The 14419-nt window shown below is 41.7% G+C and carries 11 protein-coding genes; 6 read left to right on the plus strand and 5 right to left on the minus strand.

Features of this window, described 5'->3' with window-relative positions; genetic code table 11:
- Positions 1-74: 74 nt before the first annotated feature.
- Positions 75-860 (minus strand): zinc ABC transporter permease subunit ZnuB, encoded by a 786-nt coding sequence (gene znuB, locus ACRC53_RS06425; protein ID WP_438642674.1) that lies wholly within the window; start codon positions 858-860, stop codon positions 75-77.
- The gene (gene znuC, locus ACRC53_RS06430) at positions 853-1665 is read right to left on the minus strand and encodes a zinc ABC transporter ATP-binding protein ZnuC (RefSeq protein WP_438642675.1); all 813 of its coding nucleotides are present in this window, start codon (positions 1663-1665) and stop codon (positions 853-855) included. The genes znuB and znuC overlap by 8 nt, the downstream gene beginning before the upstream one ends.
- A 112-nt stretch (positions 1666-1777) precedes the next feature.
- On the opposite strand from znuC, the gene znuA reads away from it, so the two are divergent.
- On the plus strand, positions 1778-2797 hold the full coding sequence (gene znuA, locus ACRC53_RS06435) for a zinc ABC transporter substrate-binding protein ZnuA (protein WP_438642676.1): 1020 nt from the start codon (positions 1778-1780) through the stop codon (positions 2795-2797).
- Positions 2798-2816: 19 nt separating this feature from the next.
- Positions 2817-4142, plus strand: a complete 1326-nt coding sequence (gene mepM, locus ACRC53_RS06440) for a murein DD-endopeptidase MepM (protein WP_438642677.1) — start codon at positions 2817-2819, stop codon at positions 4140-4142.
- 161 nt (positions 4143-4303) lie between these two features.
- On the opposite strand, the gene fur is transcribed toward mepM, so the two are convergent.
- From fur to ACRC53_RS06455, 3 genes are all read right to left on the minus strand, one after another.
- A complete protein-coding gene (gene fur, locus ACRC53_RS06445; protein ID WP_438642678.1) occupies positions 4304-4750 on the minus strand; it encodes a ferric iron uptake transcriptional regulator in 447 nt (148 codons plus the stop codon).
- 383 nt (positions 4751-5133) lie between these two features.
- A complete protein-coding gene (gene mgtA / locus ACRC53_RS06450; RefSeq protein ID WP_438642679.1) occupies positions 5134-7905 on the minus strand; it encodes a magnesium-translocating P-type ATPase in 2772 nt (923 codons plus the stop codon).
- Positions 7906-8569: 664 nt separating this feature from the next.
- Positions 8570-9106 carry a GNAT family N-acetyltransferase gene (locus tag ACRC53_RS06455; RefSeq protein ID WP_438642680.1) on the minus strand — a complete coding sequence of 179 codons (537 nt, stop codon included), beginning with the start codon at positions 9104-9106 and terminating at the stop codon, positions 8570-8572.
- A gap of 458 nt (positions 9107-9564) precedes the next feature.
- Here ACRC53_RS06455 and ACRC53_RS06460 point away from each other — a divergent pair, with 458 nt between their 5' ends.
- The 4 genes from ACRC53_RS06460 (at position 9565) to ACRC53_RS06475 (ending at position 14289) form a co-directional block, all read left to right on the plus strand.
- Positions 9565-11241 (plus strand): LruC domain-containing protein, encoded by a 1677-nt coding sequence (locus ACRC53_RS06460; RefSeq protein ID WP_438642681.1) that lies wholly within the window; start codon positions 9565-9567, stop codon positions 11239-11241.
- An 11-nt stretch (positions 11242-11252) separates the two neighbouring features.
- Positions 11253-12260: a hypothetical protein gene (locus ACRC53_RS06465; protein WP_438642682.1), complete on the plus strand. Its 1008-nt coding sequence runs from the start codon at positions 11253-11255 to the stop codon at positions 12258-12260.
- 507 nt (positions 12261-12767) lie between these two features.
- Positions 12768-13631, plus strand: a complete 864-nt coding sequence (locus ACRC53_RS06470; RefSeq protein WP_438642683.1) for a copper resistance protein NlpE N-terminal domain-containing protein — start codon at positions 12768-12770, stop codon at positions 13629-13631.
- A gap of 181 nt (positions 13632-13812) precedes the next feature.
- Positions 13813-14289 (plus strand): FKBP-type peptidyl-prolyl cis-trans isomerase, encoded by a 477-nt coding sequence (locus ACRC53_RS06475; protein ID WP_438642684.1) that lies wholly within the window; start codon positions 13813-13815, stop codon positions 14287-14289.
- Positions 14290-14419 lie beyond the last annotated feature (130 nt).

A 14419-nucleotide genomic window follows, 5' to 3' on the forward strand; every position in this document is an offset into this window, starting at 1 on the left:
GTACAGTGACTGAGTGAAGTGATTTCCCAAATATGTATCCATAAAAACGCCTCTTTAAAGAGGCGTTTTTTGTTTTATGCTTTTTGTGTTTTACATAAGCTGAGTATAAACAACGCTGCAGAGCAGATAACAACCGAAGGCCCTGCGGGTGTGTCATATTCCCATGAGAGCAGTAAACCACCGGTAACGGATAACATACCAAACAATGTGGAAAAACCGGCCATTTGTTCTGGTGTGCGTGAGAACCGGCGTGCTGTTGCGGCAGGGATAATCAATAACGAGGTGATTATCAGAGCGCCAACAAACTTCATGGCTAATCCGATAGTAATTGCGGTTGTCAGCATCAGTAACAGCCGCATTTTATTTAGGTTAATACCATCAACATAGGCCAGTTCTGGGTTAATGGTGACAGAAAGCAGAGCATCCCATTGCCAGCGAAGTACCGCAAGCACAGCTAGTGAGCCAATACAGATCCAGCTGATATCTCCCCATGTGATGGCGAGCAGATCGCCAAACAGATAGGCCATCAGATCAACACGAACATCGCTCATCAGGCTGACGGTCACAAGACCTAACGATAAGCTACTGTGTGCCAAAATGCCCAGCAGGGTATCAATGGCGAGATAAGGTTTACGTTCTAACCAAACAAGACCAGCACCTAATACTACTGTAAGCCCTAAAATCGTAAAGTAGGGGTTTACATCCAGCAAAAATCCAAGTGCAACGCCCAATAATGAGGCGTGTGCCAGCGTATCACCAAAATAGGCCATCCTGCGCCAAACCACAAAAGAGCCTAATGGGCCAGTTGCCAGCGTTAACAGCATTCCGGCCAGCCAGCCGGGGAGCAAAATCTCAATCATGCTTAGCTCCTTTGGTGATGGAGTGAATCACACAACCATTTAGGCCATGCGCATGATCATGATGATGTTGGTATACCGCTAATTTCTTTGGCAATTGCCCACTAAACATAGATAAAAATTCGGGATGATGCGAAATATGTTCGGGCGTGCCTGAACAGCAAATGTGCTGGTTAATACAGAGCACTTCATCCGTTTTTGCCATCACTAAATGCAGATCATGCGAAACCATCAGTACACCGCAACTGAGTGTATCGCGCAATACAGTAATCAGGTCGTACAGTGCCATTTGACCATTAACATCAACACCTTGCATAGGTTCATCAAGTACTAAAATATCAGGTTGGTTGATTAATGCACGAGCTAGCAAAACCCGCTGTGTTTCACCGCCAGAGAGTTTTTGCATAGGCTGATCAAGTAAATGAAGTGCTTTGACTTGTGAAAGAACCGTAGAGATATCACTTAGATGGCCATTTTTTTTCAATGAAAGAAAGCGTTTGACAGTCAGCGGAAGAGTAGTGTCAAGGTGTAATTTCTGTGGAACATAACCAATTTTTAACCCATTTTTACGAATGACGTGGCCTGCTGATGGGGTAATTAAACCTAAAACGGTACGAACCAGTGTTGATTTTCCAGCCCCATTTGGCCCTAAAAGCGTAATGATTTTTTTCTTATGGATGGCGAGTGAAATATTCTTGAGTACCGTTTTATCACCAAAAATGACATTGATATTCTTAAGCTCAATCAAAGCAGAAGAGGGTTCAACCGTATTTGGTATGGCTGAGTGGGATAGAGTTGATTGCGACATAATAGGCGTTAAACCAGTGCTCCTGAAAAAGGATGCATAAAGGGAATTTATCTTCAAAAGATGTAATGTTATATTATAACACCAGCATTCCGGCTAGAGCAGAGATTTTTGTATGATTAAGCGAATTTGTCTACTAAGTTTACTATTACTCCCTACATTTCATGCAGCAGCGTATGTACTCACGTCAGTAAAACCGTTAGGTTTTATCGCTTCAGCCATTTCTGATGGTATAACGACAACAGAAGTCTTGTTGCCTAATGGCGCTTCACCGCATGATTATGCACTACGACCTTCTGATATTCAGCGTATTCAGGGTGCTGATTTGGTGGTGTGGGTAGGTAGTGATATGGAGTCTTTTTTAGTGAAGCCACTCGCGAAAAAAGACAGTGCACAACAAATTCAGATAAAAACATTGCCATCAGTCATACCACTTTTACATGATGATGACGATAATAAGACTAGAGCAAAAAAAGATGCTGATGTTAAAGAGACTATCAAGCCTCATTTTACTGATCAAAATAGCATTGGCTCTCATGATAAGCATAAACATGCAGACATTAACAAAGTGGATGAACATCGTATATATCCAGATAATCATGATGGGCACAATCATGGTTCAGTTGATTTACATGTCTGGATGTCACCTTCGATTGCTTTGTATACAGCCGTTGCAATTCATGATCATTTATTGGAACTTTTTCCAGAACAAAAAGACAAATTAGATGCCAACCTTCAAGATTTTAAAATGCAAATTGCGCATTTACCTGAAAAAGTTGGTAGCATACTCCGCCCAGTTCAGAATAATGCGTATATTGTGTTTCATGATGGGTATGGGTACTTTGAGTCTTTTGCCAATTTACGTAACGTTGGGCACTTCACGGTAAATCCTGAAGTTGCGCCTGGAGCTAGAACGTTAAAGGAAATTAAGCAAAAAATTCAGCAGCAAAACGTGACTTGTGTTTTTACAGAGCCTCAGTTTAGGCCTTCGGTGGTTAATGCTGTGACTCGGGGAACGCTTGTCAATATTGGCACGCTTGATCCTCTCGGTGAGAAGGTTTCTCTCAGTAAGGACAGCTATATTCAATTTCTTGAGCAGCTTTCTCGACAATACGCGAGCTGCTTAAAAAAATAAAAAAAATTGAGGTAACAAAGTGCAAGAATTTGTCAGGTCTGTCTCACTAGCTCTCAACAGCCTGCCACGATTACATAAAATGCTTTTAGGGATGCTCACGGTGCTGACATTAACTGTTGCAACGTGGGATCCTGTATTGCATCACAACTCGTCGTTAATGCGAGAAGTGCCGCTGGATGATATTGAGACACAGCGGATATTACAGCCGGAAGCCAGTGAACCATTAGATCAGGTCATGCCTAATGATGCGCCTGAACTTGAGCCAGAGAAAGATGATCTGGATCAAAAAATGGAAGAGGCGGTACACGAGCATACAGTAGAGAGCGGTGAAACCCTCGGCAGTATTTTAACGCAATACGGTATTGATATATCGGATATTCATGCACTGACCAAAAGTAATCCTGAAGTACAAAAGCTGGGTATTGGTCAAGAGTTATCGTGGAAGTTGACAGATGACGGAGCTTTACAACAGCTCAGTTGGATTGTGAATAACCGTGATACTCGCGTTTATGATCGTAGTGCTAATGGTACGTATAAGCGTACAGTACAAACAATGCAAGGTGTGTGGAAAAATGACCGTGTTACTGGAACGGTTAATGGTAGCTTTGTAACCAGTGCAAAAGCAGCAGGCTTGTCTACCCGTGAAATTCAACAAGTAACAAAAGCACTGCAATGGCAGATTGATTTTCGTAAGCTTAAAAAGGGTGACAAATTTAGTGTATTGATGTCACGTGAGTTTCTTGATGGCAAAGTAACCGGTTCAGGTGAGGTAAAAGCGGTTCGTTTGAATACAGCAAGTAAAGATTACTATGCAATTCAAGCAGAAGATGGCCGTTTTTATAACCGAGAGGGCTCTGGTTTAGCGAAAGGTTTTTCTCGTTTACCAACATTAAAGCAGCTTCGTGTGTCATCTAATTTTAATCCACACCGCTTACATCCAATAACAAAGCGTGTTGCACCACATAATGGAATCGATTTTGCTGCGCCAATTGGAACACCCGTTTTGTCTATTGGTGATGGTGAAGTTGTGAAAGCGGGTTATCATCCTTATGCGGGTAATTATGTTGTGATTCGTTTAGGACGACAGTATCAGACTCGCTTTTTACATTTGAGCAAACTGTTGGTGAAGCAGGGGCAGAAAGTGAAAAAAGGTGATCGTGTAGCACTTTCTGGCAATACTGGCCGCTCAACAGGCCCGCATCTTCACTATGAATTTTTGCTTAATGGCCGTGCAGTTGATCCATTAAAAGTGAAACTGCCAATGTCTGATGGGCTTGCAGGTAAAGATCGACGTTCCTTCTTGGCAAGAACAAAAGAGTTTTTACCACAGTTAACCCTTGATTAAGTAGATATATTTCTCTACCCGCTATGTTCTTAGTGGGTAGAAATAAAAAAAGCAGTGCAATGAATAATTGCGCTGCTTTTTTATCTGGTAACTGCTTTTCTGTGTTTTTAGTTACTTATTCGCTATATGCGATAAGTAAAGTACGAGCAAGTTTATTTGTATTATTTAAGATCATGCTGGGTTGGGTCTTGTCGACAATCGCCATCAGCACAGTGCCCATACATATATAAACTATGGTTAGTTAGCCGAATCCCATAACGGCTAGCAATTTCTTTTTGACGCTGTTCAATGAAGTCATCACTAAATTCAATTACTTTTCCGCAATCTAAACAGATTAAGTGATCATGATGATGTTGTTGAGTTAGCTCAAAAACAGATTTTCCGCCTTCAAAGTTATGGCGGCTAACAATTCCTGCATCATCAAATTGGTTAAGAACACGATAAACTGTCGCTAAACCAATCTCTTCGCCCACATCGATTAGCTTTTTATATAAGTCTTCGGCGCTGATGTGTTGGCAATTGCCGGTTTGCAACAATTCAAGAATTTTAAGGCGTGGCAAAGTGACTTTAAGCCCCGCTTTTTTTAGCGCAGTGTTGTTATCTGTCATATATCCAGCGTTCCTGATTTTTATAGCCGAGGCAGAGGTAATCCATGCCGGAGTAAAAATGATCTTGTCAGGTATTATAAGAGTTGCTCGATCAACTTAAAACCGTTAAATCTGCCCTGTTTTGTTTAAATCAGAGAGCACAGTATGTCAGCATCCCTACAATAAGCACTGTTTGCAGAATAAACCGAGAGTTATTTCACGTTAGCTCTGTTGCTGTTATATCGTGCATAAGAGAGATAAGGCTATGATTATACCTTTATGAATTATAAGGTTATGCATATTGATACCAAATAAGCTTTCAATCAAGCTAAGTTGCAGGAGGCGCTCACGTTGATGAGCGCGTTCCCGCAATAAACGTTGTGTATTGGTGTAAAATCTACTGATTAATGAACAAACCAGCGTTTCACGGTTTGAGTCAGTACCATATACCCGCTGAGGATGAGTAATAGCCACGGGAAGTAGCTTAAAGGAAGTGCTTCAAGCTGTAAGTACGGTGCCAACGGTGAAAAGACTAGCCCGATACCCACAACGACAACAACCATTGTCATTACCATTAAAATCCACGATGGCCGGCTTTGTAGGAATGGGATCTTACGGGTACGGATCATATGCACAATCAATGTTTGTGATAACAACCCTTCGACAAACCAGCCAGACTGGAACAGAGTTTGTGCACCCACGTTATCGGCTTTGAACACATACCACATCAGACAATAGGTCAAAACATCAAAGATAGAGCTGATTGGGCCGAAAAATAGCATAAACTTGCCGAGTTCATCTGTATTCCAGCGTTGCGGAGTTGTCAGCTGATCGTCATCGACATTATCAAATGGAATGGCCACTTGTGAGATATCGTATAGCAGATTTTGGATCAGTAAATGAATGGGTAGCATCGGTAAAAAGGGCAGAAATGCACTGGCAACCAGTACACTAAAAACATTACCAAAATTCGAGCTGGCTGTGATTTTAATGTACTTCAGCATGTTGGCAAATGTTTTGCGCCCTTCAAGAACCCCCTGTTCGAGTACCATCAAGCTTTTTTCCAGCAAAATAATATCAGCCGCTTCTTTGGCAATATCAACCGCTGAATCAACCGAAATACCAATATCAGCAGCGTGCAGTGCAGGGGCATCATTAATGCCATCGCCCATAAAACCAACCACATGGCCCTCTGCCCGCAGAGTTTGCACTATCCTCTCTTTGTGCAGGGGTGTGAGTTTGGCAAAGACGGTGGTATTTGTGACGGCGCTGGCCAGCTCTACGTCACTGAGCTGATCAACGTGTGTTCCGAGTAAAATACTTCCGGCATCAAGCCCAACATCGTGGCACACTTTTGCGGCAACCAGTTCATTATCACCAGTCAAGATTTTTACCTGTATGCCGTTGGCCTTTAATGCAGAGAGAGCTGGAGCTGTGGTCTCTTTTGGGGGATCGAGAAAAGCAATGTAGCCTTCCAAAATCAACTCATACTCATCGGTAACACTGTATTGCTCACTGTGATCAACTAACGTTTTACTGGCAACGGCAACAACGCGCAGCCCTTGTTGATTAAGATCACGGGTAATAGTGCGCACCGCCTCAAGACGATCACCAGAAAGTGAAACCACCTCTTCGTTAATACGCGCATGCGTACAGACTGCAAGGATCTCTTCAAGTGCGCCTTTACAAATAAGCTCATCTGGCCCATTTGTTGCGCGAACCACAACCGACATACGGCGACGCTCAAAATCAAACGGGATTTCATCTACTTTGTGCAGACCAAGCCCAAGCCCCAAATCAAGGCCGGTCACCGCCAGATTTTTATCTGCCCCTTTTTCCAGCACCGCAACATCCAGCAGATTTTTCAGGCCGGTTTGATAGTAACTGTTTAACCACGCATAACGCAGAACTTGTTCACACGGCTTGCCTTCAATATCTGTGTAGCGTTCAAGAACGATCTTATCCTGAGTGAGGGTTCCGGTTTTATCGGTACAGAGTACATCCATTGCACCAAAGTTTTGGATTGCATCAAGACGCTTGACGATTACCTTCTGCTTTGACAGCTTAACTGCACCTCTTGCCAGTGTTGATGTGACGATCATTGGCAGCATTTCAGGGGTCAGGCCGACAGCAACAGAGAGTGCAAACAGCGCCGCTTCCCACCAGTCACCTTTGGTAAAACCGTTGATCAGCAAAACAACCGGTGTCATCACCAGCATAAAGCGGATTAATAGCCAGCTGACTTTGCTTAAACCGGTTTGAAAGGCATTCGGTTCATCATGTTGACGAATAACCCGCTCGGCAAGAGTACCAAAATAGGTATTTTTTCCGGTACCGATAACCACAGCAATAGCCGTACCGCTGACTACGTTAGTTCCCATAAAGCAGAGATTTTCACGCTGAAGAGGATCATGCATGTTGTTTTCTGCTGAACTATCAAGCTGTTGGCCAATTTGCGGGTTAGAAGGTGATTCATGATAGCGCAGTACTGATTTTTCAACTGGAATAGACTCACCGGTTAAAGAGGCTTGGCTTATAAACAGATCTTTCGCTTTGATAATGCAAAGATCTGCGGGGATCATATCGCCGGCAGAGAGTTTTACAATATCACCGGGTACCAGTTGTGACATCGGGATCTCTTGCTGGCTGCTGTAGCCGGTGAGATCATCACTTCGGATCACGGTCGCGGCATTTGAGACCATCGCCTTGAGCTTGTCAGCCGCTTTATTTGAACGCGATTCCTGAATAAAGTGCATAAAGGTTGAAATCAGCACCATAGTGGCGATAACAACAACTGCCTGTATATCTTCAGTGGCATACGAAATAATCGCTAACAGAGTGAGCAGCAGATTAAACGGGTTACGGTAGCAGTGCCACAGATGTTTCCACCACGGTAAAGCCGAGTGATCTTCGAGCATGTTTTCACCATACTCAGCTTGTTTCTCACGAACTTCTTTCTCGGTTAACCCTTTCGGATGGCTTTTACAGCGTGTAAAGAGGGTACTTTCATCATAATCTGAATGGGTAAGATAGTGCTGGGTAAGATGATCTGTGACCGGCTTTTGGGCTTTCCACTGCCGAGGGTGTGTTGGCAGTGAATCGCGGGCGACCAAGCGTCGCGGTAACTTACGGGTTAAAAAAGAGACCAGTAGTGTTGGAATTTGATTAAATTGCATAGGCTTGCACCTTTGTTACGCATGAGCATCAGGCTCAGGCTTGGCTAAAGGGTATACAAGCAGAGAGTGCGAATGGATTCGTTTCGCTCTCTGTTGCCTGTCCGTGCGTTCCGGTCAGACAACAGAATGAACTGCACTGATTTACCGGAACACAGTTGGTTGATATTGAACTAATACTGTGGGCGCTGGGTCCATATTCGGTTTGGTTAACCTCCGGTGCAGTAAGATGACAAATCAATGATTTTGCCGTAGAAATGATTTAATTATGTACATAAATCATACAAGAGAGACAAATGCATATTTTATTAATAAGCGATATATTATCTCTATAAGAGATAGTACGCTTATTGAGGTAAACAAAGAATAAACCGTGCTACAACGGCAATAAAAAGGGTGTACAAAATCACGTACAGTCAGGCTAACCACCTGAAGATAAAATATCAGGTTACAGCGGTGTGTTGATAACTGAAAAGTAGTGAGAAAACTATACGTTGAGCTAATGCTTAGATAAAACAATAAAAAGAGATAAACAAAAAAGAGAGAAAAGCAAAAGAGTGTAAAAAAACTTTGTTTACACAAGAATGGATGACTTTGTGCTAAAGGATAATGCTAAAAGAGCTCAACATTATCCACAATATTCGCAAGAAAAGTGTATTAACAAAAGTCAAACTGATGAAGGGACAAAAAATGCACTAGGCTCATCAACATAGACAGGTGCAGTATGACTGTAGGTTAAACCTAATTGAGTTAATACATTGATTGAGCGTATATTTTTAGGATCAGTAATACCAATAATTCGCGGCAATTTTAATTGTTGATAGCCATACTGTAAGCAGGCTTGTGCCGCTTCTTTTACATAACCTTGGCTCTCATAAGGTTGCAGTATGGCATAACCGATGTCTACATCTTTTAGTTCAGGCCGTTTAATTAATCCACAAATACCAATGGGTTGTTGCGTGCGTGTCAGAACCATTTTATACAAACCAAACCCAAAAGTTTGATAGCTTTGTTGCGGGCCTTGTTCAATATAACTACAAGCTTGTTCGATATTACGCACTTGTTTATCACCAACATAACGTAAAAAACCATCATCATTAAGTAAGTCACAGATAAATTGCGCATCTGTATATGTTATGTATTCAATCTGTAACCGTGCTGTTTGGAGAAGCAACCCTGTATATTTTGATGTTTGGTTTTGCATCTTTATTCTCTTATCGTTTTCTGCTGTATGGTTTAATTTTGTTATAATTACAGTATTTCTACGTAAATAAAGAGCCTGATTGCACAATGTTATTTTTGTGACAAGAACTCTTAAAGCTTGATATGCATAATTGAGAAAAAATGAATAATAGAGCATTAGATTACGGTGGTGTTATGCATTGTCTATTATTCATCTTTTAGTCTCTATTAAGTGAAATATTACCATAACCGATGAATTTCTTTTAAGCCTCTTTTAGCAAGAGTAATAAAGAGAGAAAAAAGTAATCATGACATATTATATGGATCAAAAGAGAATAGAGTAAAAAGAAATAGGTGTTAAGGTTCAATGCATTAAGCATTAAATGCTATATGTGGGATAAAATTGATGACTTAGACTTAAGCAGATTGTTGATCCTCGTCTACGCTTTACATTACGTAATGTAAATTAGGAGTAGTGTGATGCGATCACTTTGTACACTGTTCTCTTTGTCAAGTCTGATATTGGCTATGCCCACGAGCGCAGTAGAGTTTAGTTGGATGACAGGTGCACCCGATGCAGGCTATAGCCAGAAAGGAAAACCCGATGCAGTTATCAATGAACCCCCTTCAGACTATATCCTAAAAAATATCTATTCGATGTTACCAGAAGGTATTCGGGTTAAACCTGAATATATTGCCAGTAATGATTATACCAAAATTGAGATGGACTCTGATTTTAAAGGCGTTGCGACAGTAAAGCTGCGTTTTTTACGCGAAGGAGCAGGCTATCGTAACAGTGTCGGTTATTTTATTTATGATGTGAATAAACCACCTAAAACAGCCGCTGATGTTGAAAATCATGTGATTGTGTTTCCTAACGCCTCGTTACCGCCTGATGGTGAAATGGTTAGTGGCGATACTGTTGATCTTAAAGGGGTTGAGTTAACAGCAAATCAAGGTATTGGTTTGTTTGTGGTACCTAATGGCTGGGGATGGAGCGGAAGCTATGGCAAAGTGGTGAATAATACCGATTATAAAGGCCCATTTTATAACCTTAGCCAACTTAATACCGAATCAACACCGGATCTAAAATTCCATAACGTGGTGCTTTTTAACCAGCCAGGGAAAAGTCTGATTATCGGTTTTGAAGATATATTTCGTACCGGTGGTGATCACGATTTTAACGATGTTATCGCCGAGATGGTGTTGACGCCGATTGAGGCAGTTAAAGGAATCAGTAATCAAGGCACGGAAGAGAATCCAAATTATAGTGTTGATTCAACACGCTTTAAACAGTTAGTACAAATTGATAACCCTGAAATTGAGTTTGATAGCTATTATCCTGGGCAGAATCGTTGGGCTTCTGTTGCGTTTGAAGATCTTTGGCCACAGCAAGGTGATTATGATTTTAATGATGTCGCAATTGCTTACCAAATGCATGAAGTTTCTAATAATGTGAATGCACTTAAGTTACTGACGATTGATGCAAAAGTTCAATCATTAGGAGCAGGATATCATAATGGTTTTGCATGGCGTATACCGGGGATTCAAGCAAGTGAAATAAAATCTGCCGTTTTAATGAAAAACGGTGAGATAGTAAATAAATACGCTTTAGATCCTAGTCATCGTGAGGCTGTGTTTGTCTTTAGTTATGATTTAAAAGATGCCGTTCCTACCAAATGTGAGTATTTTCGCACTAAACCCGATTGCCGTGAAGATATTAATACTCAATATCAGTTAGCCATTGAGTTTGAAAAACCCATTGAGCGTTCACGTTTAGGTAGCGCACCGTATGATCCGTTTATTTTTGCTACGCCCGGTATCTATCATGGTGAAAATATCGGTTTCCAGCCAGGGCTTAAATGGCAAGTGCATTTACCACAATATGGTGGTACTGAGCTGTTTGATACCACATTGTATGGCCGGTTAGATGATACGTCTGCTGTATTCTCAAGTTCAAAGTTTATAAATAGTCGTGGTTTTCCGTGGGCAATGAATTTTATTGATGGTTGGTCACAAAGTGCTGAACGTATTGATATTGCACTGAGTTATCCTGCGTTTCCATCATGGATACAGTCAAGTGGCATTAAAGACACTGATTGGTATCACTTCTTGCGGGCGATTGTTGATCGTTTGTATCAAGGGCAGGAAGAGTAGAGGAGCATATGATGAAGCAGATAACGAAGATTATTGCACTCGCTATGTCGTTCAGCGTGGTTTTTGCTGCTACGGCACAAGATGCTGTGCCCGCTAAACCAGCTCCGGTGGTGAAACCCGCACCTGTTCCGGCTAAACCGGCTCCGGTGGTGAAATCCGCACCTGTTCCGGCTAAACCGGCTCCGGTAGTGAAACCCGCACCTATTCCGGCTAAACCGGCTCCGGTGGTGAAATCCGCACCTGTTCCGGCTAAACCGGCTCCGGTAGTGAAACCCGCACCTGTTCCGGCTAAACCGGCTCCGGTAGTGAAACCCGCACCTGTTCCGGCTAAACCGGTTTCGGTAGTGAAACCCGCACCTGTTCCGGCTAAACCGGTTTCGGTAGTGAAACCCGCACCTGCTCTGGCTAAACCGGCTCCGGTGGTGAAGCCCGCACCTGTTCCAGCTAAACCAGCTCCGGTGGTGAAACCCGCACCTGTTCCGGCTAAACCGGCTCCGGTAGTGAAACCCGCACCAGTTCCAGCTAAACCGACTCCAGTGCAGCCTGTACCAGTAGTGAAACCAGAGCCAGCTCCAGTGCAGCCTGTACCAGTAGTGAAACCAGAGCCAGCTCCAGTACAGCAGGTGCCGGAAGTGAAACCTGAACCGGTGAAGCCAGTTCCTATTCCAGTGCCAGTTCCGGTTGCACCGGTAAACAGTTCATCTGAAATTGTTGTGCCTGAAGATTTTACCTTAGCAACGGATAAACCACTGACTCTTTATTTTAAGGGCCCTGATAATGTCAGAGTAAATGTCTACTCTGCGGCTGATCCAACGGCAGCTGATCCGATGGTTCGCCCTGATTACAGTACGCTGATCGGAACGTTTTCTGCTGATGAACAACCCAAATTGGTTACGTTTAGTCCAAACTGGAAAATACTTATTCTTGAATGGTTGCCTGATCGCTCTGGTAGCGAGGCTCGTTACTCATCAATGAATGTACTGGCAGGGCAAAATAGAGCAGAGTATCCAAAGAGATAATTCTACTATAATGAACGGTGATTTATAGCCATTGTTTTTGTTATACCGCAATAGCGTGCGCAGTAAATACACTTGCTGCACACGCTATTTTTCTATATTTACTGTCAATTTTCTCTCACTGTATATAGCCTATTTTCATAGAGAGTTATCTGTTTAATGATTGGTTAAGTCTCTGTGTGTGTTCTTTTTATGGTGTCGTTTCTCTTCGAGCACAGAGAGAAACCAATGCGTATTGATATTTTGCGTGATTATCTATTCCAGACTGCGTTATATTTTATGCCGTTAAGCAGAGAATGTTTTATCTTGGAACAATATGTCATTATTTTGGAATAAAAAAGACTGCAAACAAGATGTATTCACTATGTTAATTATATTTGGTTGATAATATTAACAGGGTAGGTTGATAAGGTTCGAGAATAACGGCCTTAACCAGTATGATACATATAATCTATTGGTTTAGATAAATGTTTTGTTTGAAATATACAAATTATAATGAAGGAATTAACGATGAAAGCTAACGTTATGGCATTAAGTTTGCTGGCAATTTTTGTAGGTAGCAGTGCTTATGCTGCAAGTCATTCTGTTGCAGTACAACCTACTACAGAAGTCATTAAACAAGCAGATACTACTCATAGTGCACGTAATGCACTTGACTGGAATGGTACTTACCAAGGCGTTGTGCCTTGTGCTAGTTGTGAAGGCATCAAAACTACACTGGTATTAAATGCTGATGATACCTATAAATTAACTACTGAATATCTCGGTATAAAAGAAAACAATACCTTTAACAATAAAGGTAAATTTACCTGGAATAAAGCAGGTAATACAGTGATATTGGCTAAACAAGATGAAAATACGCAGTATTTTGTGGGCGAGAATGTCTTATTTATGTTGGATCGTTCAGGTCAGAGAATTACAGGGCCATTAGCTAAAAATTATCAACTTATGAAACAGACAATAGAATCTACAGAAGCGACTAACCCACTGTTCACACACCGTTGGGTGTTGACCGAAGTAATGGGAAAGAAAGTACCTGTTAATGTTGCTAAAAAGCAACAACCTTTTGTGGAGTTTAGTGCAAAAGAGAATCGTTTACATGGGTTTAGCGGTTGTAACAATTTTATGGGGTCATATACCCTAAATGCTCAGGCAAGCCGAATCAGTTTCTCTCCGTTAGGGATGACCCGTAAAGCCTGTATGGACGCAAACTTTGAACAACCATTGATGCAGGTATTTGCACAAGTTGATAACTATAGTCTATCGGGTGATATATTAACACTGAACAAAGCGCGTATGGCACCTTTAGCAATATTTAAAGCTGCAGATCAAGTAACAGAGGACTCAGTAGCCGCAGAGAAATCCGCGAACTGATTTTTCTTTATTCTGAATATTGACCTCGCCCCGTTTAGCGTTGGGCGAGGTTCACTTCACATTAATCTTCTGTTTTTCCTTTCTTTGTCACCGTATTTTACACTGGCCTTGCGATTTTTCGCATTAATGTGGCACAGTTGTACACCGTTAGGTATTTACAGTAATTAATAAGGGCATGTTGATGTCGAAAATTATCGTAGTTTTGGCGGCGATTATTGTGGTGATGTTGTTTATCAAAAAAATATCAGGAAACTCAGGTAATACAACAGAAAATCGTCAGGCGGGTGTTAATTTTCTCGCGCAAAACAAAGTGAAGCCGGGTGTGATAACAACAAATTCTGGTTTGCAATATCAAGTATTACAGACTGGTTCTGGCACTGAGCACCCTACAGCGACAGATACTGTTACTGTACATTATCACGGTACATTAATTGATGGCACTGTATTTGATAGCTCTGTTGAACGTGGCGAACCCATTACATTGCCTTTAAACCGTGTCATTAAAGGTTGGACTGAGGGTATTCCACTAATGGTAGTTGGTGAGAAAACCCGCTTTTTTATCCCCAATACATTGGCATATGGTAACCGTGCAGCGGGTAAAATCCCTGGTGGCGCAGCACTCATATTTGATGTTGAGCTATTGAATATTCAACGCTGAATATTCAGTAAAGTACTATAATACATTATTTATTAACCATCAAAGATAAAGGGGTATTGCCCCTTTTTTTTGCAGGAAAATATGTTAACAGTGCAGTATTAGCTAAACTGTTATAATTTACCGTGCCAGT

Source organism: Plesiomonas sp. (genome assembly GCF_051652165.1).
Lineage (GTDB): Bacteria > Pseudomonadota > Gammaproteobacteria > Enterobacterales > CAMTGL01 > Plesiomonas.

Bases quoted from the DNA above. Each gene is read 5' to 3' on its own strand.
- fur (WP_438642678.1), bottom strand. From the start codon at position 4,750: ATGACAGATAACAACACTGCGCTAAAAAAAGCGGGGCTTAAAGTCACT.
- znuA (WP_438642676.1), top strand. From the start codon at position 1,778: ATGATTAAGCGAATTTGTCTACTAAGTTTACTATTACTCCCTACATTT.
- ACRC53_RS06455 (WP_438642680.1), bottom strand. From the start codon at position 9,106: ATGCAAAACCAAACATCAAAATATACAGGGTTGCTTCTCCAAACAGCA.
- mgtA (WP_438642679.1), bottom strand. From the start codon at position 7,905: ATGCAATTTAATCAAATTCCAACACTACTGGTCTCTTTTTTAACCCGT.
- ACRC53_RS06460 (WP_438642681.1), top strand. From the start codon at position 9,565: ATGCGATCACTTTGTACACTGTTCTCTTTGTCAAGTCTGATATTGGCT.
- ACRC53_RS06465 (WP_438642682.1), top strand. From the start codon at position 11,253: ATGAAGCAGATAACGAAGATTATTGCACTCGCTATGTCGTTCAGCGTG.
- znuB (WP_438642674.1), bottom strand. From the start codon at position 860: ATGATTGAGATTTTGCTCCCCGGCTGGCTGGCCGGAATGCTGTTAACG.
- znuC (WP_438642675.1), bottom strand. From the start codon at position 1,665: ATGTCGCAATCAACTCTATCCCACTCAGCCATACCAAATACGGTTGAA.
- ACRC53_RS06475 (WP_438642684.1), top strand. From the start codon at position 13,813: ATGTCGAAAATTATCGTAGTTTTGGCGGCGATTATTGTGGTGATGTTG.
- ACRC53_RS06470 (WP_438642683.1), top strand. From the start codon at position 12,768: ATGAAAGCTAACGTTATGGCATTAAGTTTGCTGGCAATTTTTGTAGGT.